The 24287-nt window shown below is 68.0% G+C and carries 22 protein-coding genes; 7 read left to right on the forward strand and 15 right to left on the reverse strand.

The features are described 5' to 3' along the window. Position 1: 1 nt before the first annotated feature. Genes fabG through Y710_RS08710 form a run of 3 tightly spaced genes read right to left on the reverse strand, consistent with a single transcriptional unit; the run spans position 2 to position 2797 of the window. Positions 2–748 carry a 3-oxoacyl-ACP reductase FabG gene (gene fabG / locus Y710_RS08700; protein WP_006896914.1) on the reverse strand — a complete coding sequence of 249 codons (747 nt, stop codon included), beginning with the start codon at positions 746–748 and terminating at the stop codon, positions 2–4. A 55-nt stretch (positions 749–803) separates the two neighbouring features. Beyond that, the gene (locus tag Y710_RS08705) at positions 804–1625 is read right to left on the reverse strand and encodes an HpcH/HpaI aldolase/citrate lyase family protein (RefSeq protein WP_062367202.1); all 822 of its coding nucleotides are present in this window, start codon (positions 1623–1625) and stop codon (positions 804–806) included. Further along, the gene (locus tag Y710_RS08710) at positions 1622–2797 is read right to left on the reverse strand and encodes an acyl-CoA dehydrogenase family protein (protein ID WP_006896912.1); all 1176 of its coding nucleotides are present in this window, start codon (positions 2795–2797) and stop codon (positions 1622–1624) included. The genes Y710_RS08705 and Y710_RS08710 overlap by 4 nt, the downstream gene beginning before the upstream one ends. A gap of 191 nt (positions 2798–2988) precedes the next feature. Here Y710_RS08710 and Y710_RS08715 point away from each other — a divergent pair, with 191 nt between their 5' ends. The 3 genes from Y710_RS08715 to Y710_RS08725 are packed head-to-tail and all read left to right on the forward strand — an operon-like array spanning position 2989 to position 6217. Further along, positions 2989–3819 carry an enoyl-CoA hydratase/isomerase family protein gene (locus Y710_RS08715; RefSeq protein ID WP_062367205.1) on the forward strand — a complete coding sequence of 277 codons (831 nt, stop codon included), beginning with the start codon at positions 2989–2991 and terminating at the stop codon, positions 3817–3819. After that, positions 3816–5003: a CaiB/BaiF CoA transferase family protein gene (locus Y710_RS08720; protein WP_062367207.1), complete on the forward strand. Its 1188-nt coding sequence runs from the start codon at positions 3816–3818 to the stop codon at positions 5001–5003. The genes Y710_RS08715 and Y710_RS08720 overlap by 4 nt, the downstream gene beginning before the upstream one ends. Continuing rightward, positions 5000–6217 (forward strand): CoA transferase, encoded by a 1218-nt coding sequence (locus Y710_RS08725; RefSeq protein ID WP_006896909.1) that lies wholly within the window; start codon positions 5000–5002, stop codon positions 6215–6217. The genes Y710_RS08720 and Y710_RS08725 overlap by 4 nt, the downstream gene beginning before the upstream one ends. A 24-nt stretch (positions 6218–6241) precedes the next feature. Here Y710_RS08725 and Y710_RS08730 read toward each other — a convergent pair whose 3' ends face one another. Further along, positions 6242–7132 (reverse strand): universal stress protein, encoded by an 891-nt coding sequence (locus Y710_RS08730; RefSeq protein ID WP_062367211.1) that lies wholly within the window; start codon positions 7130–7132, stop codon positions 6242–6244. A gap of 402 nt (positions 7133–7534) precedes the next feature. On the opposite strand from Y710_RS08730, the gene Y710_RS08735 reads away from it, so the two are divergent. After that, complete coding sequence (locus tag Y710_RS08735) at positions 7535–8404, forward strand: SDR family NAD(P)-dependent oxidoreductase (RefSeq protein WP_045538555.1); 870 nt, start codon at positions 7535–7537, stop codon at positions 8402–8404. A gap of 35 nt (positions 8405–8439) precedes the next feature. Here the strand turns inward: Y710_RS08735 and Y710_RS19275 are convergent, their stop codons facing one another. Both Y710_RS19275 and Y710_RS08740 read right to left on the reverse strand, forming a co-directional pair. Beyond that, positions 8440–8811, reverse strand: a complete 372-nt coding sequence (locus Y710_RS19275; RefSeq protein WP_331709893.1) for an HNH endonuclease signature motif containing protein — start codon at positions 8809–8811, stop codon at positions 8440–8442. Beyond that, positions 8811–9923, reverse strand: a complete 1113-nt coding sequence (locus Y710_RS08740; protein ID WP_331709894.1) for a DUF222 domain-containing protein — start codon at positions 9921–9923, stop codon at positions 8811–8813. The genes Y710_RS19275 and Y710_RS08740 overlap by 1 nt, the downstream gene beginning before the upstream one ends. A 215-nt stretch (positions 9924–10138) precedes the next feature. Here Y710_RS08740 and Y710_RS08745 point away from each other — a divergent pair, with 215 nt between their 5' ends. Both Y710_RS08745 and Y710_RS08750 read left to right on the forward strand, forming a co-directional pair. Further along, the gene (locus Y710_RS08745) at positions 10139–10864 is read left to right on the forward strand and encodes a hypothetical protein (RefSeq protein WP_006896904.1); all 726 of its coding nucleotides are present in this window, start codon (positions 10139–10141) and stop codon (positions 10862–10864) included. Beyond that, positions 10864–12873 (forward strand): YhgE/Pip domain-containing protein, encoded by a 2010-nt coding sequence (locus Y710_RS08750; RefSeq protein WP_062367213.1) that lies wholly within the window; start codon positions 10864–10866, stop codon positions 12871–12873. Before Y710_RS08745 ends, Y710_RS08750 begins: the two co-directional genes overlap by 1 nt. Before the next feature lie 56 nt (positions 12874–12929). Here the strand turns inward: Y710_RS08750 and Y710_RS08755 are convergent, their stop codons facing one another. From Y710_RS08755 to Y710_RS08765, 3 genes are all read right to left on the reverse strand, one after another. Continuing rightward, positions 12930–13766, reverse strand: coding sequence for an endonuclease domain-containing protein (locus Y710_RS08755; RefSeq protein ID WP_062367215.1), 837 nt, complete (start codon positions 13764–13766; stop codon positions 12930–12932). Between the two features lie 196 nt (positions 13767–13962). Beyond that, complete coding sequence (locus tag Y710_RS08760; RefSeq protein ID WP_062367218.1) at positions 13963–14316, reverse strand: YidH family protein; 354 nt, start codon at positions 14314–14316, stop codon at positions 13963–13965. Between the two features lie 42 nt (positions 14317–14358). Then, positions 14359–14904, reverse strand: a complete 546-nt coding sequence (locus Y710_RS08765; RefSeq protein ID WP_062367221.1) for a DUF1697 domain-containing protein — start codon at positions 14902–14904, stop codon at positions 14359–14361. A gap of 32 nt (positions 14905–14936) precedes the next feature. Here Y710_RS08765 and rnhA point away from each other — a divergent pair, with 32 nt between their 5' ends. Further along, positions 14937–15398, forward strand: coding sequence for a ribonuclease HI (gene rnhA, locus Y710_RS08770; protein WP_062367223.1), 462 nt, complete (start codon positions 14937–14939; stop codon positions 15396–15398). A 56-nt stretch (positions 15399–15454) separates the two neighbouring features. Here rnhA and Y710_RS08775 read toward each other — a convergent pair whose 3' ends face one another. The 6 genes from Y710_RS08775 to Y710_RS08800 form a co-directional block, all read right to left on the reverse strand. After that, the gene (locus tag Y710_RS08775) at positions 15455–17383 is read right to left on the reverse strand and encodes an ABC transporter ATP-binding protein (RefSeq protein WP_062367225.1); all 1929 of its coding nucleotides are present in this window, start codon (positions 17381–17383) and stop codon (positions 15455–15457) included. After that, positions 17380–19113, reverse strand: coding sequence for an ABC transporter ATP-binding protein (locus Y710_RS08780; protein ID WP_062367226.1), 1734 nt, complete (start codon positions 19111–19113; stop codon positions 17380–17382). The genes Y710_RS08775 and Y710_RS08780 overlap by 4 nt, the downstream gene beginning before the upstream one ends. A 63-nt stretch (positions 19114–19176) precedes the next feature. Next, positions 19177–19974 carry a family 1 encapsulin nanocompartment shell protein gene (locus tag Y710_RS08785; protein WP_006896896.1) on the reverse strand — a complete coding sequence of 266 codons (798 nt, stop codon included), beginning with the start codon at positions 19972–19974 and terminating at the stop codon, positions 19177–19179. Between the two features lie 104 nt (positions 19975–20078). Then, on the reverse strand, positions 20079–21086 hold the full coding sequence (locus Y710_RS08790) for a Dyp-type peroxidase (RefSeq protein ID WP_062367228.1): 1008 nt from the start codon (positions 21084–21086) through the stop codon (positions 20079–20081). Positions 21087–21182: 96 nt separating this feature from the next. Beyond that, positions 21183–22139 (reverse strand): alpha/beta hydrolase, encoded by a 957-nt coding sequence (locus Y710_RS08795; RefSeq protein WP_062367230.1) that lies wholly within the window; start codon positions 22137–22139, stop codon positions 21183–21185. A 282-nt stretch (positions 22140–22421) separates the two neighbouring features. After that, positions 22422–24194, reverse strand: a complete 1773-nt coding sequence (locus Y710_RS08800) for a long-chain-acyl-CoA synthetase (RefSeq protein ID WP_006896893.1) — start codon at positions 24192–24194, stop codon at positions 22422–22424. Between the last annotated feature and the right edge of the window lie 93 nt (positions 24195–24287).

The raw sequence follows: 24287 nt of genomic DNA on the forward strand, positions 1-24287 counted from the left end.
GTCACATGAACCGCCCGCCGGTGACCTCCATGACCGTTCCGGTCATGTACGAGGACAGGTCGGAGGCGAGGAACAGCGCCACCTTGGCGATCTCGTCGACCTCGCCGGCGCGGCCCATAGGGATCTCGACCATCTTCTGATCCCAGACCTTCTGCGGCATGGCCTCGGTCATCGCCGTGCGGATGAGGCCCGGCTGAATCGCGTTGACGCGGATCCCCACGTGGGCGAGTTCCTTGGCGGCGGCCTTCGACAGACCGACGATGCCGGCCTTGGCGGCCGAGTAGTTGGTCTGGCCGGCCAGACCGATCTTGCCCGACAGCGAGGACATGTTCACGATCGCTCCGCTGCCCTGCTCGCGCATGATGGTGGCGGCCAGGCGGGTGCCGTTCCAGGTGCCCTTGAGATGCACGTTGATGACCTGGTCGAACATCTCCTCGGTCATCTTGCGCATGGTCGCATCGCGGGTGATGCCCGCGTTGTTGACCATGACGTCGAGGGAGCCGAAGGTGTCGACGGCCGTGCGCACGAGCGTCTGGACGTCGTCGGAGGAGGTGACGTCGCCCGCGACGCCCACGGCGACCTCGGGACCGCCGAGCGCCTCGGCGGCCTTGGCGACCTGCTCGGGGTTGATGTCACCGAGCACCACGCGGGCGCCTTCGGCGATGAAGCGCTGAGCGATCGAGTAGCCGATGCCCTGCGCGGCACCGGTGATGACGGCGGTCTTGCCTTCGAGAAGTGGTCCGGACATTTTGCGGTGCTCCTGTGGGTTGAGGTTTGTCGAGTTTCGAGTTCGAGGTCGGGCGCTACGCGCGGTCGAGGATGCTGCGCGCGCGATCGACGACGGGTTTGTCGACCATCTGGCCGTCGACCACGGCTACGCCGTCGGTTCCCAGCGCTTCGATGATCCGCCGCGCCCACGCGATGTCGTCTGCGCTGGGGGCGAACGCCGACGAAGTGGGGTCGAGCTGCTTCGGATGAATGACGAGCTTGCCCGCGAAGCCGAGACGTCGCGCGTACGCGACGTCGGCGCGGACCCGGTCGGGATCGTCCACCGATCCGGTGACGCCGTCGACGGGACCGGTGAGACCGGCGGCCGCCGAGGCCAGGACCAGCGCGCCACGGGAGGCCGCGAGGGCTTCGGTGTCGGTCGGGTCGACGCCGAGTTGCGCGGCGAGGTCGAAGGTACCGATCGCGAGACGGACCACGCCGGGAGCCGATGCGATCGACGCGGCCGCCAAGACGCCGCGCGCTGTCTCGATCAGGGCGATCACCGCGCTGCCGGTGGTCTCGGTGAGCCGCGCGGCCGCCGCGGGATCCTCGGCCTTGGGCAGCATGATCGCGGCACCGCTGCCCGCGAGGGCGGACACGTCCGCGTCGAAGTGCTCGGTGTCGGCGGCATTGATCCGCACCGCGCACGTGTGACCGGCGGCGATCCACGCCGCGGCCTCGGCACGAGCCTTCGCCTTATTGGCCGCGGGCACGGCGTCTTCGAGGTCGACGACCACGAGATCGGCACCCGCGGCGGCGGCCTTCTCGAACCGCTCCGGGCGGTCGCCGGGGACGAACAGGAGGGTGTGAGCGCCGCGGGCGAGGTCGCCGGCGGCGTGGTGCGCAGCTGTCGTCACTGCTTCGTCGCATCCTTCTTGGCCTGGCGGACCAGCCCGCCGCCGATGATGAGGCGCTGGATCTCGCTGGTGCCCTCGTACAGGCGCAGCAGTCGGACGTCACGGTAGATCCGCTCCACCGGCATCTCCCGCATATAGCCGCTGCCGCCGTGGACCTGGACGGCCTTGTCGGCCACCTGGCCGACCATCTCGGTGCAGAACACCTTGGCGACCGACGGCGAGATGCGGCGGTCCTCGCCGCTGACGTACTTCGCGGCGGCGTCGCGCACCAGCGCACGACCGGCGGAGATGCCGACCTGCATATCGGCGATGTGGGCCTGCACCAGCTGGAAGTCGCCGATCGGGGTGCCGCCCTGGGTGGTCACGGCGACATGGCGCAGGGACTCGTCCAGCGCGCGCTGCGCCGAGCCGACGGCGAGGGCGGCGATGTGCACGCGCCCGCGGGCGAGGGAGGTCATCGCGGCCTTGTAGCCGACGTCGACGTTGCCGCCGACGAGTGCCGACGCAGGGACGCGGACACCGTCGAAGTGGACGTCGGCGGTCCAGGCGCCCTCCTGGCCCATCTTGCGGTCGTGCTCGGCGACCGAGACGCCTGCCGTCTCGGCGGGCACCAGGAACACGGCGATGCCGGGACCGTTCTCGTCGGCGGGACGGACCCGCGCGAAGGTGACGAACAGATTCGCCAGCGGTGCGTTGGTGATGAAGCACTTGGCGCCGTCGATGACCCAGTCGCCGTTCTCCTGCTCGACGGCCTTGGCGCGCAGACCCGCGGGGTTCGACCCGGCGCCGGGCTCGGTGAGTGCGAACGAGGCGACCACCTCGCCCGAGGCGATGCGCTCGAGCCACGCGGCCTTCTGCTCGTCGGTGCCGAAGTTCACCAGTACCTGTCCGGCGATGCCGTTGTTGGTGCCGAACATCGACCGGAGCGAGAGTGCGGTGTACCCGAACTCCTGCGCCAGTTCGACGTCCTGCGTCAGGTCGAGGCCGAGGCCGCCCCACTCCTGAGGAATCGCGTAGCCGAACAGTCCGATCTCCTTGGCGGTCGCGACCAGATCAGCGGGAATCGCGTCGTTGTCGGCGATCTCCCGTTCCCGCGGTACCACCCTGGTCCGGATGAACTCGTGAACAGCGTCCTTGATCTGGGCGAAGTCCTCGGGACTGACCTGTGACATGAAATCTCCTCGCGCTCGTTCGTGGCGACTGCCACCTACGCATAATATATTATTGATGATCTGAGTGGTAGGGCCGACGCGGCGCAGTCGCCGCTCGATGGTCCCGCGTCAACGCATAATGCATAATCCATAATCATGGCTCCGAGCGCAGTTCCCGGCCCCCTCACCTATAGCTGGAAGGTCGTCGGCCCATGCAGACGTATGACGATTTCGAATCCCTGACCATCGACCGCCCGTCGGAGGGCGTGCTCCGCATCGTGCTCGACGGGCCGGACATGCACGCGGTCGGCCCGCAGCGGCACAGCGACCTCGCCGACATCTGGACGCGTATCGCCCGCGACGAGTCGGTCAAGGCCGTGCTGATCCGCGGCGAGGGCGACCGGGTCTTCTCCGCCGGCGGCAGCTTCGACCTCGTCGAGGACATGGTCGGCGACTGGCACGACCGCACCCGCGTGCTCCGCGAAGCCCGCGACCTCGTCCGCAATCTCATCGACCTGCCGCAACCGTTGGTCTCGGCGATCAACGGTCCCGCGGTCGGCGCCGGCCTCGTGACCGCCATGCTGTCGGACATCTCGGTGGCGGGCCGTCGAGCCAAGATCATCGACGGTCACGTCCGCCTCGGGGTCGCTGCGGGCGACCACGCGGCGATCACCTGGCCGCTATTCGCGGGCATGCCGAAGGCCAAGTACCACCTGCTCCTCAACGAGGTGATGACGGGCGAGGAGGCCGAGCGACTCGGCATGGTCTCGCTGTGCGTCGACGACGACCAGGTGCAGGACAAGGCGATGGAGATCGCCGAGCGGCTGGCCGGCGGCTCGGCATCGTCGATCCAGTTCAGCAAGCACGCGCTGAACAACTGGTATCGACAGAACTGGGCGATCTTCGACGCTTCGCTCGGCTACGAGTTCTACGGATTCGGCGGACCCGACGTGCAGGAGGGCGTGGCATCGCACCGCGCCAAGCGCGATCCCGACTTCAACGTCCCCGGTCCGCTGTTCACCGGCAAGGTGGAGCGTCGATGACCGCGACTCGCTCGGAGGCGCCGCTCGCCGGGATCACCGTGGTGACGATGGAGCAGGCCATCTCCGCGCCGCTCGCCACCCGTCACCTGGCCGACCTGGGCGCGCGCGTCATCAAGGTCGAGAACCCCGGCTACGGCGACAGCACCCGGCACTACGACAGCGTCGTCAAGGGCACCTCGGCGCACTTCACCTGGCTGAACTACGGCAAGGAGTCGGCGGCGCTCAACCTCAAGGATCCCGCCGACGTGGAGATCCTCGTCGCCATGCTGGGCCGGGCGGACGTGCTCGTCAGCAACATGGCGCCGGGGGCCCTCGACCGGCTCGGCCTGGGCATCGACAGTCTCGCGGAGCGGTTTCCGCGGCTCATCATCGCCGACGTCTCCGGTTACGGCAAGGGCGGTCCCGCCGATCACAAACGCGCCTACGATCTGCTGATCCAGGCGGAGACCGGATCGTGCGCCATCACCGGCACCGAAGGCGCCCCGGCCAAGCCCGGCATCCCGATCGCCGACATCGGCACCGCGGTGTACGTCTACTCGACGGTCCTGGCGGCGCTCTACGATCGCGACCGCACCGGCGCCGGGGCGGTCATCGAGGTCTCGATGCTGGACGTGGTCTCGGAGTTCATGGGATTCGCGCTCAATCAGGTGATCCACACCGGCGTCGAACCGATCCCGGTCGGCATGGGATCGCCGATGATCGCGCCCTACGGCGCGTACCCCACCTCCGACGGTCAGACCGCGGTGCTCGGCACCACGAGTGATCGCGAATGGCAGCGGCTGTGCGAGATGATCGATCGGCCGGATCTGGCGGCGAACGAGACCTACGCGCACAACGACGACCGCGTGGTGCACCGGGCCGAGCTCGACGAGGCCGTGGCCGCGTGGACGCGGGAGCACACGCTGGACGAGATCGCCGCCGCGGGCGATGCCGCAGGCATCGGCAACGCGCGGTTCAACACCGTCGGCGATCTGGCGAAGCATCCCCAATTGTCCGAACGCGGACGCTGGCGCACCATCGGGACGCCGGGCGGCGAGGTTCCGGCGCTGCTGCCGCCGGCCGCCGCCCGCTCCTGGCCGCGACTGTCCGGGTCGGTGCCCGCGCTCGGCGAGCACACCGACGCCGTCCGCGGCGAGTTCAGCCAGGCCGCCGCGTCCGCGACCACTTCTGGGGAGGAAGCATGAGCACCGCTCTCGCACGTCCGCTCGACGGTATTCGAGTCGTCGAATTCGCGAGCTTCGTCGCCGGCCCCAGCGCCGGCATGGCACTGGCGCAGCTCGGCGCCGAGGTGATCCGCGTCGATCCGATCGGCGGAAACGCGGACTTCAAGCGCTGGCCGCTGTCGGTGCGGTCGGACGAGAGCCTGTACTGGAACTCGCTCAACCGCGGCAAGAAATCGGTCTCACTGAACCTGCGCGCCGATGCGGGCCGGGACCTGCTCCTGGCGCTCGCCACGGCCCCCGGTCCGGACGCGGGCATCGTCGTCGACAACGCCGTCGGACGCAGCTGGTTCTCGTACGAGGCGCTCGCCGCGCGTCGCGCCGACGTGATCGCGGTGCGGGTGGAGGGCCGGGCCGACGGCTCGGCCGCGGTCGATTACACGGTCAACGGCGGTTCGGGCGTGGCCTCACTGACCGGTCCGGCCGACACCGATCGGCCGGTCAACCACATCCTTCCCGCGTGGGATCTGCTGTGCGGGCAGGAAGTGGTGACCGCGGTACTCGCCTCGCTGCGCCGTCGTGACCGCACCGGTCAGGGCGCGCACGTGCAGATCGCACTCTCGGATGTCGCGATGGCGGCGGTCGCCAACCTCGGCTGGTTCTCCGAAGCGGCCGAGCGCGGCCCGCGCGCCCGCCACGGCAATCACCTGTACGGCAGTTTCGGCACCGACTTCGCCTCGTCCGAAGGCGACCGGGTGATGATCGTCGCGCTCACCCCGCGCCAGTGGAGCGCCATCGGGGCGGCGACCGGCACCACCGAAGTGCTGGCCGCCCTGGAGAAGTCGCTCGGCGCCGACTTCAACACCGACGAGGGCCGCTACGCCCATCGTGAGCTGATCGAAGCCGTCCTGCGGCCGTGGTTCGCGGCGCACACCACCGAGCAGGTGCACGCCGGCCTCTCGGCCGCCGGCGTCCTGTGGGGCCCGTACAAGACCACCGCCGACGTCGCCGCCGAATTCGCCGAGGACCCCTCGGCCGAGCCGGTCCTCACGGCGATCGACCAGCCGGGGATCGGTGAGGTCATCTCGGCGAACGCCCCGGCCCGCTGGGACTCCGAGTACTCGGGCACCGCGCCGGCGACCGACCTCGGACACGACACCGACGCGGTCCTCTCCGAGGTCCTCGGTCTCGACGCGCCCGCACTCGCCCGTCTGAGGGAGGACGGCGTCATCGCGTAGCCCTGGCCCGAGATCAGTGTGCGATCAGCGGTCTTCGTGAACGACCATCACCGGGCATCCCGCCACCTGCAGGACCGCCTGACTCGTCGAGCCGAGGAGGAGACCGCGGAAGCCTCCGTGACCGCGGCTGCCGATCACCACCAGCTGAGCATCCGCTGCAATCCGGTTGATCTCATCGGCGGGGGTGCCGGCGGTGATCACGGTGGTGGTCTCGACGCCGGGGAAATCGTCGGCGTAGGCGGCCAGATGCTCTGCCAGCGTCTCGTCGGCTTCCGTACGGGCGCGCTCCAAGACGCTGGGGTCGTCGTAGAACTCCTCGCCGGTCAGTCCGCCGTAGGCATGCACTGCGGTCAGCGAGGTGCCCAGCGACGCGGCTTGATCGAAACCGTGCGCGATGACCGACTCCGACAGTGGGGAGTCGTCGACGCCGACCACGACGGGCCCGGTGCCGGGGCGGTCGTCCACCGCGTCGTCCCTGCCGGGCACGACGACCACCGGGCAGTTCGCGTGCGCGGTGATGTCGGTGCTCACCGAGCCCATCAGCAGCCCTTGGACTCCGCCGAGGCCGCGGCGTCCGACGACCAGCAGGTGCGCCCGCGTCGAAGCATCGCGCAGGACCAGCGCGGCCCTGCCCTCGACGATGTGCCGATGAGCGGTGACGTCAGGCGCGACCTCCGCCGCGAGGTCGGTCGCGGTCTGCGTCGCGGTCTCGGCGAATGCCCGGGCGGCACGGATGGCGGCGTCTTCCGCGGAGAGGCCGGCGAAGCTGAACTGTGGGCTGAACGGGTGGACGGCACTGACGATGTGCAGGTCGCGGTGCAGGCGAGCGGCGGCCAGTGCGGCCCAACGTGCGGCGTTCAGGGCCTCGACGGAACCGTCGACGGCGACTACGACGGGGGCATCGGCTGACGACATCTCGACATCCTCTCCTCTATTCTCCACCTCCGCCGGGGGCTGCGGCGGTGCTCGGACGACTCAGCAGCTTGACGTCGTCTCGCTTCGACTCTACTGACGGCCGATTGGCTGGGGCGGTGCCGTCGCAGCGAACGTCGGGTCAGGAATCAGCTGGCGCGTGGAGACAGATCGTCCTGGTGTTCTACGCGGTGACCGCGCAGGCGCCGGCCGGCGACACGATGAAGGTCTTCCGAGGTCTGTCGAACTCGAGGTGAGCCGACCGGCCGGGCTTCGAGTGTCCGAGAAGTGTCCAATTTCTTGGACAATCCGGTGCGGTCGGTCTCTTGAAGAATGGTGCCGTATGCGCGGACGCACGACCAGCGGCGTTCCGGCGAAGATCTCATCCGATTGGGAGGATTACCAATGCTGAGATTTGACGGCAAAGTCGCACTGATCACGGGTGCCGGTCGCGGCCTCGGACGGTCGCACGCAGAACTGCTCGCCGAGCGGGGAGCCGCTGTGGTGATCAACGACCTCGATTCGGCTGCGGCGCAGGAGGCCGTCTCCGCGATCACCGCGGCGGGCGGACGCGCGGCAGTGGCGACGGGCGACATCACCAAGGACGCGGAGGCGGTCGTGAACGCGGCGGTCGACGCCTTCGGGCGGCTCGACATCGTGGTGAACAACGCGGGCGTGGACAGCCCGTCCCCGTTCGGCCCCACGGCGGTCGACTCGATCAGGCGGCACATGGAGATCAACTTCCTCGGAACCGTCGCCGTCACCGCGGCGGCATGGCCGCACCTGGTGGCGAACAGCGGTCGGGTGGTCAACACCTGCTCGCCGACGCTGTCGGGCTGGGAGGGCGAGAGCGCCTACGTGGCGTCGAAGGGGGCCGTGTACGTCTTCACCCGGACGGTGTCGATCGCGGCGCTCAAGTCCGGAGTCCGCGTCAACGCGATCGCCCCGACCGCGTACACCCGGATGGCGTCCGAGGCGGATCTGCCGGATGCGCTGAAAGAGAACCTCAAAGCCAACTACACGACAGCGATGGTGTCGCCGGTAGTCGCCTACCTCGCGCACGAGGAGTGCAGCATCAGCGGAGAGACGATCCTTGCGCAGGGCGGACTGATCCAGCGCTTCTCGCTCGCGATGAACGACGGCTACACGAACACGGAGATCACTCCGGAGGACGTGAAGGATCATCTCGAGGAGATCCTCGACGACAGCTCGGCGAAGCCGCTCGGTGTGGTGGGGTCCGAGAGCGAGACCTCGCTGCTCGATCTGTTCGAGTGAGCTGTCCCCGTCACGACGTCGGCGGGGCAGTAGCGTCAGGCGGCGGTGAGGCGGGCCAGGTAGCCCTCGATGCGGGAGTCCTCCGGTCCGGGCGGGGCGTGTGGACCCTGATCGGGGAGCAGCTCCGCGTGGTGAATGTGGTTGACCCGCCACGCTTTCCGCCCGTGGCCAGTCGTGATCGGACGCCAGGCGACGCGTCCGGCGTGCGGGCCGTCGTTCAGGATCATGGTCTCCCAGTCGCCGAGCATCTTGCCGACCGACCGATTATGCCGTCCGCACGCGGCGCCGAGGTGATCGATGTTCGTCGGGCCGCCGTCGGCGGAATCCGGGAAATGATGGGCTTCTGTTCGCGCGAACGGCGCCGTGCAGCCGGGTGCGGTGCAGCCGCGGTCGCGGGCGAACAGCATCAGACGTTGAGCCTTCGAGGCGAGGCGCCGTCCCCGACCCAGGTAGAGCGGCTGACCCTGGCGTGGGAGAACACCGCCAGATGCGGCGTCGCGCCGGATGCCGCCTCGACCAGCTCGGCCACCGGCAACCTTGTTCCGGTCGCGGTGAGTGCGATTCCGGCGTGTTCGCGGAGTTCTTTGTCGGTGACGGTGATGACCAGCTGCGACGACAGCCGCCCACCGCCGGTGGTGCCTGCGGCGGTGAACGCCCGCTCAGCATCCAGCAGGGCGACGAGCGCGTCGTGGCCGCGTTTCCCGGCGGTGCGATCATCGCGCTCGGCGGCCGCGGCGAGCGCTGCTGGGTCGGCTGCCTCGCGTGCGCCGCATGGGGAGTCGGGGTCGGCGGGGTTGTTCATGCCGGGCGCGGCCCAAGACTCGAGCGTTACCTCCAACTTGGCCCGCAGAGCCGGGGTCAGGGAGGCGGTGACTTTGCTCATCAGCTGCCGGTCCTGCGGCATGAGCGCGAACTTCCGCCGGCGTTTGCGGTCCCGCTCGTCAGTGAGTGACCCGTCCGGGTCGAGATGGGCCAGGAGTCGGTGTCCGGCGGTGCGGACTCCTTCCGGGGTCAGCTCCCGGGCCACCGAAGCCAACTGGACTTCGGCGAGTTTGCGGGTCTGAGTGTCGACGGCGGCGGGGATCTTGTCCATGATCGCGTCGATCTCCAGCACATGCGCGGTACCGATGGCTCCGGCATTGACCGCCTCGGCCGTGGCCGGACACGCCGGCGTGAGAGTTTGGCCTTGCATGCCGGTGAATCGGCCGATCGCCGCGACAGAGGTCCGCCGACGACGGGCTTCACCGTCGCCGAGGTGAAGCCCCGACGACAGGTATTGATGCAGTGACAGGAAGCCGTCTTTGCGGTAGGCGCCGCGGTCGGAGACTTCCACCAGCAGGGCCGCGTCTACCCCGTCCAGCCGGCGATGCACGTGCTCGAGGGCTTCGGCGGTCTCCAGCAACTCGCGTTCGGTCACGGCGGCGAAGCGAGCGGCGGCGAGCCGGGTCGTAGCGGCTTCGATGACCGCGGCTAGCGCGGCCGGGTCCTCCGGCAACACCAGCGACGACTGTGCATCCATCCTGCTCACCGCCTCCCCGTGGTGCTCGACGACTGTGTGATCGTCGGTATGGGTGAACACTATCCCGGCCCTACGACAAAACGGCCTGACCTGCGTATGCACGGACCACTGCATCGCGTGGCCCTCGCCACAGCACCATCTGATAACGTGTGTTTGCACACTCGCGTGAGTGTGGAGACCTGCGAAGTGCTGCCATCCGACTACGCTCCTGGTTCATGACTGACTACCCCGAGACGGCCGCCATGGCCGTCGTCGCGCGCGGAATCGCCCAGAAGGGCCCGTGGGGACAGGTGTACGGTCCCCTCGACCTCGACATCCCGATGGGCGGGCTCACCGTATTGCGCGCCGAGCCGGGTCCCGGACGCACGGCGCTGCAGATGACGATCGCCGGCCGGATGAAAGCCAAGACCGGGCGGCTCGACGTGCTCGGCCGCACGTCCGCGCGAGCGATCTTCAAGGTCGCCTCGCTCGCGGGGGTCGCCGCCCTCGACGACGTGTACGCCTCGGTCCGAGTGGTCGACCTGCTGACCGAGAAGATGCGGTGGGACGCGCCGTGGTACCGGCTGATCCGGAGATCGACCGAACAGGATCTGGAGCGGATCTGCCGTCCGGTGTTCGGCGACCTGCCGTTGCCGGATCTCACCGCATACGTCGAGGAGCTCTCCGAACTCGACGGCCTGCTGCTGCGCGTCGCCCTGGCCAACACCCGGCGGCTCCCGTTGCTGGTGGTCGGCAACATCGACCAGGTGTCCAGCGACGACGATCAGCGCATCCTGATCTCCCGTCTGGCCGAGCTGGGAACCGGACAGACGGTCGTCACGACCACGGTGAACCGCATCGATCCCGCACTCGGGTACCGGGCGTTGATCGACGTTCCGTCGATGCTGCCGAGAGAGACTTTCCACGCGCCCGCAGGCGCCGACTCCGAGGGGGAGATCTGATGCTGGCGGGAATGTCGCTGGGCGCCGAGCTGAAGCGCTACTCGAAGGGGGCGATGCCGCGCATCGCCATCGTCACGATCATCCTCATGCCGCTGCTCTACGGTGCGATGTACCTGTGGGTGTTCTGGAATCCGTTCGACGAGGTCTCGAAGGTCCCGGTGGCACTGGTGAACGAGGACCAGGGCGTGAAATCGGGCGCGTTCGAGATCAACGCGGGCGATCAGGTCGCAGACCAGCTGCTGACCTCCGGACAGCTCGACCTGCACGAAGTGAACGCCGATGAGGCGGCCACGGGCCTGGCCCACGGAGACTACTACTTCACCATCACCATCCCGCACGATTTCACGTCGGCGATCACGTCGGCGACCACACCGAATCCGCACAAGGCGAAGATCGAGTTCACCTTCAACGACGCCAACAACTACCTGGCGGGCATCATCGGGCAGAACGCCGCGGCGCAGGTGACCCAGGCGATCAACGACAAGGTCGGCCAGCAGGCGGTGGACCAGGTGCTGGTCGGACTCACCACGGCGGGCAAGGGCATCGAGAAGGCGGCGGACGGATCGGCGCAACTCGCCGACGGACTGCACACGGCGAACTCCGGCGCACACGAACTGGCCTCGGGATCACGCGAACTCGCGACCAACATGGTCACCGCCCGGGACGGCTCCGCCGAACTCGCCGCGGGGACGGCACAACTCGCGAACGGGATCGACGCGGCCACCACACCACTGCTCGGATTGCTCAACAGCGTGCAGTCGTCGGGGGTGAAGCCCTCTGCGTACGCGAACGACGCCGCGAAACTGTCGTCGGACCTCTCCGGCGTGCTCGACCTGATCAGCGCTGCCGGTGCCGGACAATCGCAGGCGGAGAAAGCCGTCTCACAGGTCGCCACCGCTCTCCGCAACAGTTCCGACCCCAACATGCGCGCCCTCGCGAACGGGCTCGCGCCGGTTCAGGACTTCCTCCGAACCCAGGGTGTGACGCCGTCGACCACCGCGACCGTGAATCGGTTGGCGAAACAGTCCGACGCCCTGTCGGCCCAGCTCGGGGACGCGAACTCACCGTTGCGCAGCACCTTGGCGATGCTCGAGAACGGCGGTCTGGCGAGCAAGGTGGGCGAACTGCGTGACGGTGCCGGACAGCTGAAAACCGGTGCGGCGCAACTGCACAGCGGACTCATCCAGCTCACCGACGGCAGTGAACGCCTGGCGACCGGGGCCGGTCGACTGGCCGACGGCACCACCGAACTGTCCTCGGGTGCCGACGAACTGTCGAGCGGGCTCGCCGACGGGGTGAAGCAGATCCCGAACTTCGGCGGCACCGAGCAGCGGCTCAAGACCGCGTCGAATCTGTCGCAGCCGGTCGCGCTGAGCACGTTCACCGAGAATCGCGCGCCCACCTTCGGCACCGGCTTCGCGCCCTTCTTCCTGTCGTTGGCGATGTTCATCGGCGCCATCATCATCTGGATGATGCTGAAGCCGCTGCAGTCGCGGCCGGTGATCGGCGGCCTCGGCGGTCTGCGATCGGTCCTCGCGTCGTACTGGCCGGCAGTGCTGATCGCCGTCGCGCAGGTCGTGGTCATGTTCGTGGTCGCGCACTTCGCGGTCGGACTCGACGCCTTCCATCCGCTGGGCATGGTCGGTTTCATGCTTTTGGTGTCGGTCACCTTCCTGGCGATGATCCAGATGTTCAACGCGGTCCTGGGAGCGGCCGTCGGCCGGGTGGTGTCGCTGGCGTTCCTGATGGTGCAGATCGTCGCGTCGGGCGGCATCTATCCGGTTGAGACCACAGCGACACCGGCTCAATGGTTCCACCCCTACGACCCCATGGGCTACGCCGTCACCGGTCTCCGCCAGGTCGTCAGCGGCGGCATGGATCACCGGCTGTGGGTGTCCGTGGCGGTCCTGGCCGGGGTGACGGTGGTGTCGCTCGCGATCAGTTCCTGGGCGGCCAGACGCAACCGGCAGTACACCATGACGCAGTTGTATCCGCCCATCGAAGTGTGAGCCGGGCCAGATTCCCCGGTGAGACGCGGCGTAGCTCGTGTCGAGGTCGCCGGTCCTCATCGGGGAATCTGATCCGTGAAGTGGCTGCGAAGGTGCGCGCCGCGGCGGATTGCCGTCATGATCCGGGCGTTGGTCTCCGGCCAGCGGAAGACCACATCGTCATAGGTGAATCGCAGTGGGTAGTAACCCAGTTCGAGAGCAATGGCATCGCGGGTTCGGTCGTTCTGGAAGTGCCTTCGGTCGCTGTGGAACTCCCATCCGTCGATCTCGATGCTCATCCAGCGGCCCACTAAGAGGTCCACGCGCCCCAGACCGTCGATCGTCACCTGTATCCGGACCTTGACGTTCTGGCTGTGCAGCCGGAATCTCGTCATCGTCTCCGGTCCTGACTCGGCCCGGCCGTCGCAGCGGTCGATGAGTTTCGTGATGTGCCGGGGCGCGGCGCGGAACTGATACTCGATCTGTTCGGCGGTCATGAGACGCTTGTTGAGAATCGAATCGCAGACCACGACGAAGCCCTCGTCGTCGAGGCATCGCGCGGCATGCCGGAGGGCAGTGGGGACGTCGTCGACGAGTCCGCACTCGGGCTCGGGCCGACCGAACTGGCGGCAGAACGGTCCCTTTCGGTTCCGGACCGCCGAGCTGTTCCCGCGGACATGGAACCGATGGTCCTCGGGCGTCCAGACCCCGTGCCGATTCAGTGCGGTGACGCAACTGATGACGCCGCCTCGCCGCACTGCGGCGATATCGGCGGCAGCGGGCTCGCCGACCGCGTACCAGCCGTGCCGTACTCGCCGCGCGGTCTTCTCGCGGATGAGGATGTCGAGGTCGGCGCGCCCGAGCATCGCGAGGAGATCGCGGTGCGGATACACCCCGTCCGGAATGCGTTCCATGTCGCCACGATCATCCGAATACGGATGCGGTACATGGCTTTCGGCCGCTCAAATGCAGATTGTGGACCGATCGGGGCTTCTCCACAGCATCGTGCCGGGCGGATCAGGTTCCCCGCTCAGCGGCACCATGCCCCGTAGGGGAGGTGGTAGCGCTGAGCGGGGAAATCGGTCCGAGCCAACCCTGAACGGCGCGGGTTCAAACGAAGATGACGAAGCCCGCGGCGATCACGACCATGGCGACCGTGAGTGCCCACACCGCGGCGGGACCGGGCATCTGTCCGCCGTTGTCGAGGACGTGGTTGACCCGCTGCCACCGCCACGCACCGGTCAGGGCTGCCAGTGCGCCGAGGACGACGAGCGAGACGCCCAGGGCGGTCTTGGAACCGGTGACCCCGAAGTCGTCCACGATGTGCAGGACCGCGACGCCGGCCGCGATGAGTCCGAGCGCGGTACGGAGCCATGCGAGCATGGTCCGTTCCGCGGCGAGGGTGAAGCGTGCGTCGGTGGCGCCCGGGGGCGGCGGCGAGGGGGTTCGATCCTGCTCAGTCATAGCGGTGCCGGTTCATCATTCCGTGACGTCGTGGTCGTGATGTCACTGTCTTGACGTCTGCTGTGCGAGTTCGATCAGCTTCGCCGTCGTCCGAAGATTACGTCCGGTGCCGGTGACACCGAGCCCTTTGGCGATGCGCGCGGGCGTCAGCTTGGAATTGCCCACGCCGGCGGGCGCGGGATAGTCGATGTGAAGATCCCTGCCGATCACTCGCATGCGTTCGCCGTTCCCGAAGTCGCGGGCGCAGAACTCGGCGGCGGCGTCCGGATCGGGTACTCCGGTGAGGAAGTAGATGAGTCCGTGCGGCGGGTCGCCGAACGGATAGTCGGCCAGTGCTCGGGACATCTCGTCGGGGGTGCGGCCGATGGCTTCCCGGAAGTACCCGAATTCGTCGGAGATCGCCTGCTCCAGGGCGCGGTCGAACCCCTCGGGATCTCCCGGCGGTGTGCACAGGAGATTGCCGGAGGCGATGTACGTGCTGACGTCGTCGGCACCGAGTGCGGTGGCGATCTCGCGCAGGCGCGCCATCGGCAGCTTGGCGCCGCCGACGTTCACGGCGCGGATCAGAACGATGCGGCCAGCGGCCATTCGGATCTCCTCACCCGGTAGCGTTGGACGTCATGAGCGACGCCGGAACCACTTCGAAGATAGTGGAGATCTCGACTGATGGTGCGTGCCTCGGAAACCCGGGCCCCGGGGGCTGGGGAGCGATCCTGCGCTACGGCGACATCGAGAAGGAGATCTCCGGCGGCGAGGCCGACACCACCAACAACCGGATGGAGCTGACCGCGGCGATCGAGGCGCTCCGTGCGCTGAAGCGACCGTCGACCGTGATCCTTTACACCGACTCCAGCTACGTCCGGAACGGGATCACGAAGTGGGTCGCGGGCTGGCAGCGCAATGGCTGGAAGACGGCGAGCAAACAACCGGTCAAGAACGCCGACCTGTGGCAGGAGCTCATCGCCGCCGAGGACGTGCACACCGTCGAGTGGCGCTGGGTGAAGGGCCACGCCGGCGACAAGTACAACGAGATCGCCGACACCCTGGCCACGAGTGCGGCCCGAAGGCTGCGGGACGGCTAGGACAGGACCCCGCACCTCACCGCACCACACGAGGGAACGAAGAACGACGAGAGCGCTCACACGGGAGCGTCCACATCCTCGATCGGCGCCGAGAACTGGGCGTTGTACAGCCGGAAGTACGCGCCACGACGCTCCAGCAGCGACTCGTGGTCGCCCTGTTCGACGATCTGCCCGTTCTCCATCACCACGATCAGGTCCGCGTTGCGGATCGTCGAGAGCCGATGCGCGATCACGAAGCTCGTGCGGTCCTTGCGGAGATTCGCCATCGCCTTGCCGATGAGCAGTTCGGTGCGGGTGTCGACCGAACTGGTGGCCTCGTCGAGGATGAGGATCGTCGGCTTGGCGAGGAAGGCGCGCGCGATGGTGATCAGCTGACGCTCACCCGCGCTCACTCCGCCGCCCTCGTCGTCGATCACGGTGTCGTACCCGTCCGGCAGGGTGCGGACGAAGTGATCGACGTGGCTGATCCAGGCCGCCTCCATGACGTCCTCACGGCTGGCGGCGGGATCGCCGTAGGCGATGTTGTCGTAGATCGTGCCGCCGAACAGCCACGAGTCCTGTAGCACCATGCCGGTGCGCTCCCGCAGGTCATCGCGGGTCATCTCGGACGAGTCCACACCGTCGACGAAGATGGTTCCGCCGTCTATCTCGTAGAACCGCATGATGAGGTTCACCAGGGTCGTCTTGCCGGCACCGGTCGGTCCGACGATCGCGATCATGTCGCCCGGCTTGGCCTCGAGTGAGAGGTTCTCGATCAGCGGCTGGTCCGCGCGGTAGCGGAACGAGACGTCGTCGAAGACGATGTGTCCCTCGTCCACCGCGGGAGTCTTGGGCGCTGTCGGATCCGGCTGCTCCTCGTCCTCGTCGAGAACGTCGAAGATGCGTTCGGCGGAGGCGACGCCGCTCTGCATGAGGTTGAACATCGAGCCGATCTGGGTGAGCGGCTGGGTGAACTGGCGCGAGTACTGGATGAACGCCTGCACCTCGCCCAGGCTGAGCTGTCCGGAAGCGACGCGCAGACCGCCGACCACCGCCACCGCCACGTAGTTCAGGTTCCCGAGGAACATGATCGTCGGCATGACGATGCCGGAGATGAACTGAGCGCGCCACGACGAGGCGAAGAGCTTCTCGTTCCGGTCGTCGAAGACGCGTTCGACCTCGGCTCGCCTGCCGAAGGCGGTGACCAGTTCGTGGCCGGTGAAGGCCTCTTCGATCTGCGCGTTGAGGGCGCCGGTACTGGTCCACTGACCCACGAAGTGCGGCTTGGACCGCTTGGCGATCAGTGCGGTGGCGATCGCCGCGACCGGAACGGTCGCGATCGCGATCAGCGACAGCAGCGGCGAGATCGTCAGCATCATGATCAGAATCGCGACCACCATCAGCAGGGAGTTGAGCAGCTGGCTGATGGTCTGCTGCAACGACTGCGACAGGTTGTCGAGGTCGTTGGTGACGCGGCTGAGCAGATCGCCGCGCGCCGAGGCATCGTAGAACGACAGCGGAAGTCGGTGGATCTTGCTCTCCACCTCGGCTCGCAGCTTCGTCACGGTTCCGACGACGACCTTGTTCAGCAGATAGGCACCGAGCCAGCCGAGCACCGCCGAGGCCGCGTACAGGGCCAGCACGGTCGCCAGAATCCGGCCGACGGCGGTGAAATCGACTCCGTGGCCGGGGATCACGTCCATCGACGAGACCATGTCGGCGAAGGTGTTCTGGCCCTTGGCGCGCAGGCCTTCGACAGCCTGCTCCTTCGAGATGCCCGACGGCAGCCGCGCCCCCACCACACCGGCGAAGAGTTCGTCGGTGGCGTCGCCGAGCACCCGCGGGGCGTACGCGGTCAATGCGACGGATCCCACGATGGAGCCCAGGACCACGAGCATCTTTCCTCGATGATCACCGAGACGACGAACGAGGCGCTTCAGCGACGGTTTGAACGACTTGGCCTTCTCCAGCGTGGGAGCGGCTCCGGGAGGTCCGCCGCGGGTCATGCGCCTGCTCCGATCGACAGCTGAGACTCCGCGATCTCAGCGTAGGTGGGACACGACTGCAGCAACTCGGTGTGGGTGCCCAGACCGACGATCGTTCCGCGGTCGAGGACCACGATCTGGTCGGCGGCGGTGATCGTCGAGATGCGCTGTGCGACGACGACCAGCGCCGCATCGCGGGTGGCGGGCACCAGGGCCTCGCGCAGACGCGAGTCGGTGGTGAGATCGAGCGCCGAGAACGAGTCGTCGAACAGGTAGATCGACGGCTTCCGGATGAGTGCTCGCGCGATCGCCAGCCGCTGACGCTGACCGCCGGAGACCGTGGTACCGCCCTGTGCGACCGGAGTGTCGAGACCGTCGGGCATGGCGCGGACGAAATCGGCGGCCTGCGCGATCGTCAGGGCCTCCCACATCTCGTCCTCGGTGGCATCCGGTTTGCCGTTCCGGAGGTTGCTCGCGATGGTGCCGGAGAAGAGGTAGGGGCGCTGGGGGACGAGACCGAAGTGCCTGCGCAGTGCGTCGGGGTCGGCGTCGCGCAGGTCGGTGCCGCCGATCGTGATGGATCCGCCGGTCACGTCCAGCATCCGCGGCAGGAGGTTGATCAAGGTGGTCTTGCCCGATCCCGTCGATCCGACGACGGCGGTGGTGGTGCCGGGCGCGGTCTGGAAGCTGATCCCGCTGAGCACGGGCTCGTCGGCGCCCGGGTAACGGAATTCGACGTCGTCGAGGCGCAGGACGGCCGGATCGCCGACGATCGGTTGCGGGGCGGCCGGCGCGGTCACGGTGGTCTCGGTGTCGAGGACCTCGCAGATGCGGTCGGCGCAGACGCCCGCCCGAGGCGCCATCATCGCGAGGAACGAGGCCATCATCACCGACATCATGATCTGCATGACGTAGCTGATCATGGCGGTGAGCGCGCCGATCTCCACCGATCCGTCGTTGACCGCGTGCGCGCCGAACCAGAGCACCGCGACCAGCGTCAGGTTGGTGATGAGCATGACGGACGGGAACATCAGCGCCATCATGCGGCCGACGCGGAGGGACGCCTCGGCGAGGTCGTCGTTCGCGCTGCCGAAGCGTTCGGTCTCGTGCTGTTCACGGACGAAGGCACGCACCACGCGAATGCCGGTGACCTGCTCGCGCATGATGCGGTTGACGTTGTCGATGCGCGTCTGCATCGCGCGGAACCCGGGGATCATGCGCGAGATGATGAGGCCCATCGTGATCCCGAGAACCGGGACGGCCACCACCAGCACCCATGAGATGGGCGCTGCCACCCGTAAGCCCATCACGATGCCGCCGATGCCCATGATCGGAGCCGTCACCAGGATCGACATCGCCATGACCGCCAGCAGCTGTACCTGCTGCACATCGTTGGTGGTGCGGGTGATGAGCGAGGGGGCACCGAACCTGCCGACTTCTCGGGTGGAGAATCCGTTCACCCGGTGGAGCAGATCGTGCCGGATGTCGCGGCCGCCGCCGAGCGCGGCCCGCGAGCCGAAGTACATCGCGGCCACCGAACCCGCGATCTGCGCGAGCGACACCAGCAGCATCCAGCCTCCGGTGGAGAGGATGTAGCCGGTGTCGCCGTTGGCGACGCCGATGTCGATGATGTCGGCGTTCAGGGTGGGCAGATACAGCATCGCGGCGGTCGCCACCAGCTGGAGGCAGACCACCGCGACGACCGCGCCACGATAACGGAGGACATACGTCCGCAGTAGGCGAATGAGCACGGGTCCACATTACGTGCGGTGTGTGACACGCGCGATCGGGATTCGCGCGCCGCCCGTGCGGCGCTACGTGAGCGCGACCGCAGCCTCCGGGGTGTATGTCAGGTACGTGAAGGACTCGAAGAAATAGAGGTTCACCGTGTCGGCGTCGTGCGAGTCGTAGCCGATCGACACGTCCTGACCGATCGACAGTTCGAAGTCGCCACCCCGGGTGCTCAGCAGGAAGCCGCTGGAGATGGCCGGCGCCCAGACGATCTCGCCGTCGACCAGGATCCGGCGCAAGTGGTCGCGCACCGGGTTGCCGTGATCGGAGGTCTCGTTCACCTGCGTGTAGTGCTCCGCCGAGAGCGCGAGCGAGTACGGTCCGTCGACCGACTCCAGACGCAGCTTGCTGATCGCCTGGCTGATGGCCTCCGGGTAATCGCGGACGTCGTCGGGCAGCGCGATCGAGTTCACGCCGGACTCGTGGGCGATGCCGTTGATCTTGGCGGCCGCGTAACCCTCGAAGATCGCGCGGTCCTCGGCCAGAGCCAGTTCGCGCGCGGCGCGAACCACGGGGTCCCAATCGGAATCGGAGGCGCCGCGGTCGACGTTGTCGATCGCCTCCCGGGTGACGGTGAACGGCACCTTGAACTCCACCAGCGGCTGAGTGTGGCGCAGGAAGGCGGTGATCCCGTCGGCCGGCGAGTCGATCTTGGTGCGGTGCCCGCGGGTGACGGAGTCGACGTCCAGTCCCAGCGGACCCTTCACGTCGACGAGACGACGACCGGCGATGTTCCGCTTGAACGAACGGGACGCCTCCTCCTCGATCTCGGCCCACGCAGCGGCGGAGATGGGAGCGAGTTCGCGGTGCAGATTGTTCATCGTGTTTCCTAACTCGGTGTGGTCGTGCGGTGGTCGGAGGGAACTGGGACTGTGGGAACTGTGACTGGGAACGCTGACCGGCCCGAGCGGCCGGTGATCGCCGGCTATCGGAGGGAGCCGATTCCGAGCGAGCCGTCCGACCGGGCGTCGGGCTGTTCCGGGGCGGTCTCGGGGACCGGGCCGGGGGCGGGCGGCTGTTCCTCGAGGAAGTCGCGGGTGGGCACGAAGAACTGCGCTCCGCTGACCGCGGTGGTGAAGTCGAGCAGACGATCGTAGTTGCCCTCGGGCTCGCCGATGAACATCCGGCGGAGCATCTCCTCGCTCACATCAGGCGCGCTCGAGTACGCGATGTAGAACGTGCCCTTCTCTCCGCTTCCGGAGATGTCGCCGTACGGCATGTTGTCGCGCACCACGTTGATCTCGTTGCCCTCGTCGTCGGTCACGACGTTGAGCGCGATGTGCGAATTGGTCGGCTTCACATCGTCGTCCATCTCGATGTTCTCGAGTTTGGTGCGGCCGATCGCGTTCTCCTGCTCGGGCACCGGGAGACCGTTCCACGACTCGAAATCGGTGACGTACCGCTGCGTGACGACGTAGCTGCCGCCGGCGAAATCCGGATCCTCGTCGCCGACGGTGATGGCGTCGATCGCCTCCTGCCCGACCGGGTTCTCGGTGCCGTCGACGAAACCGATGAGGTCGCGCATGTCGAAGTAGCGGAAGCCGTGAACCTCCTCGACGGTGGTCACGGCGTCGCCGAGGCGTTCGGTCCAGCGCTGGCCCACTTCGAAGCACAGGTCCATGCGGTCGGCCTTCACGTGCAGCAATAGGTCGCCCGGGGTGGCGGGCGCCGAGTGCACGGAACCGGCCAGCGCGGTGAACGGCCGCAGCGACTTCGGGCGCGGGCCGGCGAACAGCCGATCCCATGCCTGCGATCCGATTCCGACGATCGCCGTCAGCGCCGACTCGGGGGCGCGGGAGCCGACCGCCGTCGACAGTCCGGGCAACTCGGCCAGCGCGTCGCGCACCGCGGCCTCGCCGCCGTCGTTGACGGTGAACACGAGAAAGGCGGCGGCGCCGGTCTTACGGGTGAGGATCGTCTGAGGCGTGGGCACGGAACCAGCCTAACGCGGCGATCGGACAGTTTCCGGCGCAGACTCACGATGGCCGGCACCCTGGCGGGTGCCGGCCATCGTGAGCGGTGTGTCCGATCAGAAGAACGCGGGGCGGAACGTGGTGGCCCACGACTGCTTGAAGCGGTCCTGCCAGTAGTCCCACCAGTGCGCGCCGTCCGGAGTGATGTGCGTGGTGAGGTGCACGCCGGGGACGGTGGCGACGCGGGCGATGTACAGCTGGGAGCTGGTCGACGCCGCGACCTCCAGCGGAACCATCTGGGCGAACTTGACGGGGTTGAAGCTGCCGCTGCCCGGAGTCAGGCTCGAGTCGTACTTGCTGCCGACGCCGGTCCCGGAGGACACGTACACGTAGTGCCCGGCCAGGTTGCCCGCCGACAGGAACGGGTCGTTGGCGAACCACTCGCCTGCGGGGTAGAAGCCCCACATGTTGGTCGGGTTGCCGCCCATCTCGGCCACCGAGGCCTGGATGCCCTGGGTGAAGCCGGGCATGGTGACGGTCGGGTAGCCGCTGTAGGACGCGACCGCCTTGTAGAAGCTGGGGTGTCGCGAGGCCAGGTTCAGGGCCGCGGTCCCCGACATCGACAGGCCGGCGATGCCGTTGCGTCGGTTGTCGCTGTTGTGGTGCTTCTTCATGTACGCGGGCAGCTCACGCGTCAGGAAGGTCTCCCACTTGTTGACGCCGAGCTTCGGGTCGCGCTGCTCCCAGTCGGTGTAGAAGCTGCCGCCGCCGCCGAACGGGATCGCGACGTTGGTGCCCTTGCCGACCATCCAGCTGTCGACCTTGGTGTTCTGCAGCCAGCCGCTGGTGTTGTTCGGGGCGCGCAGGCCGTCGAGCAGGTAGAGCGTCGGCTTCGGGCCGCTCCCGCCGCCGTCGACGATGCGGACCGGGACTTTGCGGTGCATCGCGTTCGAGTACACGTACTCGGTGGTGCCTGCGGCCTGTGCCTGCGGCGTGACGGAGACTGCGGTGCCGACGAGGGTCGCCAGGGCGGCGATCGCGATCGTCAAGCGCTTGCCGACGCTCTTTCGCATATGAATCCTTCGGTCTGTTCGGTCGCGGGAGCGACTGTCGTGTCACCGGATCGGGGCCGGAGCGGTGCCCCGATCTCGATCCGTGAGCCGATCGGCCCGAGTCGCCGCGGGTCGATCGACCCGCAGCACCCCCGCACGAGTGGTGAGATTAACGGACTCCCGACGCTGCCGCAAAGGCAAGAGGGCGGTTCGGTGCTGGTCGTAGCCGTTTCGGGACCCGTTTGCGGCGGTCAGGTCACAAATCGATAAACCTCGCGGGATTTGTCGGCGACGGCGCCGGATTCAGGCCATCCGGACGTAGCCGTCATCGCCGAGCTCGTACACGGGGTCCGCGCCGGTATTCGCGTAGCCCTCCTCGCGGAGCGCAACGCGCTGATTCTTGAAGGTCGACGTGCGGGCCAGCGCCGGCACCACCCGGAGGTACAGCGGCACCGCGTAGTGCGGTAGCCGGGCGCGCAGCTCGGCTGCGACCAGCCGGGGGTCGAAGTCGTCCTCGACGACCACCGCGGCCATCCCGGCGCGACCGTCGGCACCCGGCACCGCCACCCCGTAGACCACCGACTCGGCGACGCCGGGCACCGCGTTCAGTGCGGCCTCCACCTGGGTGGTCGCCACGTTCTCGCCCTTCCAGCGGAAGGTGTCGCCGAGGCGGTCGACGAAGGCGACGTGCCGGAACCCGACGTCGGCCACCAGGTCGCCGGTGTTGAAGTAGGAGTCGCCGTCCTTGAGGGCGTCGCGGACGATCTTCTTCTCGGTGGCGGCGGGATCGGTGTATCCGTCGATCCGGGCCAGCCGGGTGATCTTCCCGAGCAGCAGTCCGGGTGTGCCCTTCGGGACCTCGATCACGCGGCCGTCGGGGCCGCGGACCGGCAGTCCGGTCGCTTCGTCCGCTTCGACCACGATGTACGGCAGGGGACAGAAGCCGACGGTCTTGCGCTGATCGAGGATGTTGACGAACCCGATGTTCGATTCGCTCGCGGCGTAGAACTCGACGATCCGGTCGATCCCGAACCGGTCGGCGAATTCGTCCCAGATCTCCGGGCGCAGGCCGTTGCCCGCGGCCAGCCGGATCGAATGCGCGCGGTCGGTGGGCCGGGGCGGCTGAGCCAGCAGGTAGCGGCAGAGTTCGCCGATGTAGCAGAAGGCCGTCGCCTCGTTCTCGATGGCCTCGTCCCAGAAGCGGCTCGCCGAGAACTTCGGACTGATGGCCAGGCAGGCGCCGGCCGCGAGCGCCGTCGCGACACAGACCGTCAGCGCGTTGTTGTGATAAAAGGGCAGCGTGACGAACAGGACGTCGTCGGACCGCAGCCGCAGGCCCATCGAGAATCCGTTCATCGCGGTCTGCCAGCGCCCGTGGCTCATCACGCTGGCCTTGGGCCAGCCGGTGGTACCCGAGGTGAAGATGTAATACGCGGGGTCGTCGGCTCGCACATCCGCGGTCGCGCGCGGGTCCGCTTGCACCGCGGGATTCCGGGCCGCGAGCGCGGAGCCCCGCGCGTCCATCTCGGCCAGGGCGATCGGATCGGTGTCGACGCCGGTGAGGGCGCCGAGTTGCTCGCCGCATTCGTCGTCGTGGAGTACGACGAGCCGGGCGCCGCGGCGGTTCGCGTCGTCGAGCACACCGAAGCTGTGATCCAGGGCGTCGCCCGGCTGCGTGTGGTTCACCATTCCCGTCACCGCGCCGAGCTTGACGATCGCGAGCATCGCGATCACGCATTCCGGACTGTTGTGCGCCATCACCGCGACCACGTCGCCGCGGCGGACCCCGTGCTCGGCCAGCACGGCCGACCACCGGTTGGCGCGGCGGTTGCACTCGCCGTACGTGTGAACGGTGCCGCCGGTGCGGAGGAAGGGACGATCGGGATGGCGTGCCGCCGCCGCGGCGAAGGCCCGGCCCACACTCCATCTCCGGTGTTCGTCGAAATGAATGAGCGACGGCCGTTGCCGGGCCAGGACCGGAACGTCGCGCAGCAGCCCCAGGACGCCCCGCGCCATCGACGCCCAGGTGACGGGATCGGCTGCCGCGGAATGAACGGTCGGGGTCGGTGCGGCCACGGGTGCCTCCTCGTCAGACGAATCGTGCGTGTCGTCTCAGTATCGGGCCGTGCGCGCCGCGGCGTGGCGAGTTCGGTCGCCGCGGGACGTCCC

It is taken from the genome of Gordonia sp. QH-12 (genome assembly GCF_001578675.1).
Taxonomy (GTDB): Bacteria; Actinomycetota; Actinomycetes; order Mycobacteriales; family Mycobacteriaceae; genus Gordonia; species Gordonia sihwensis.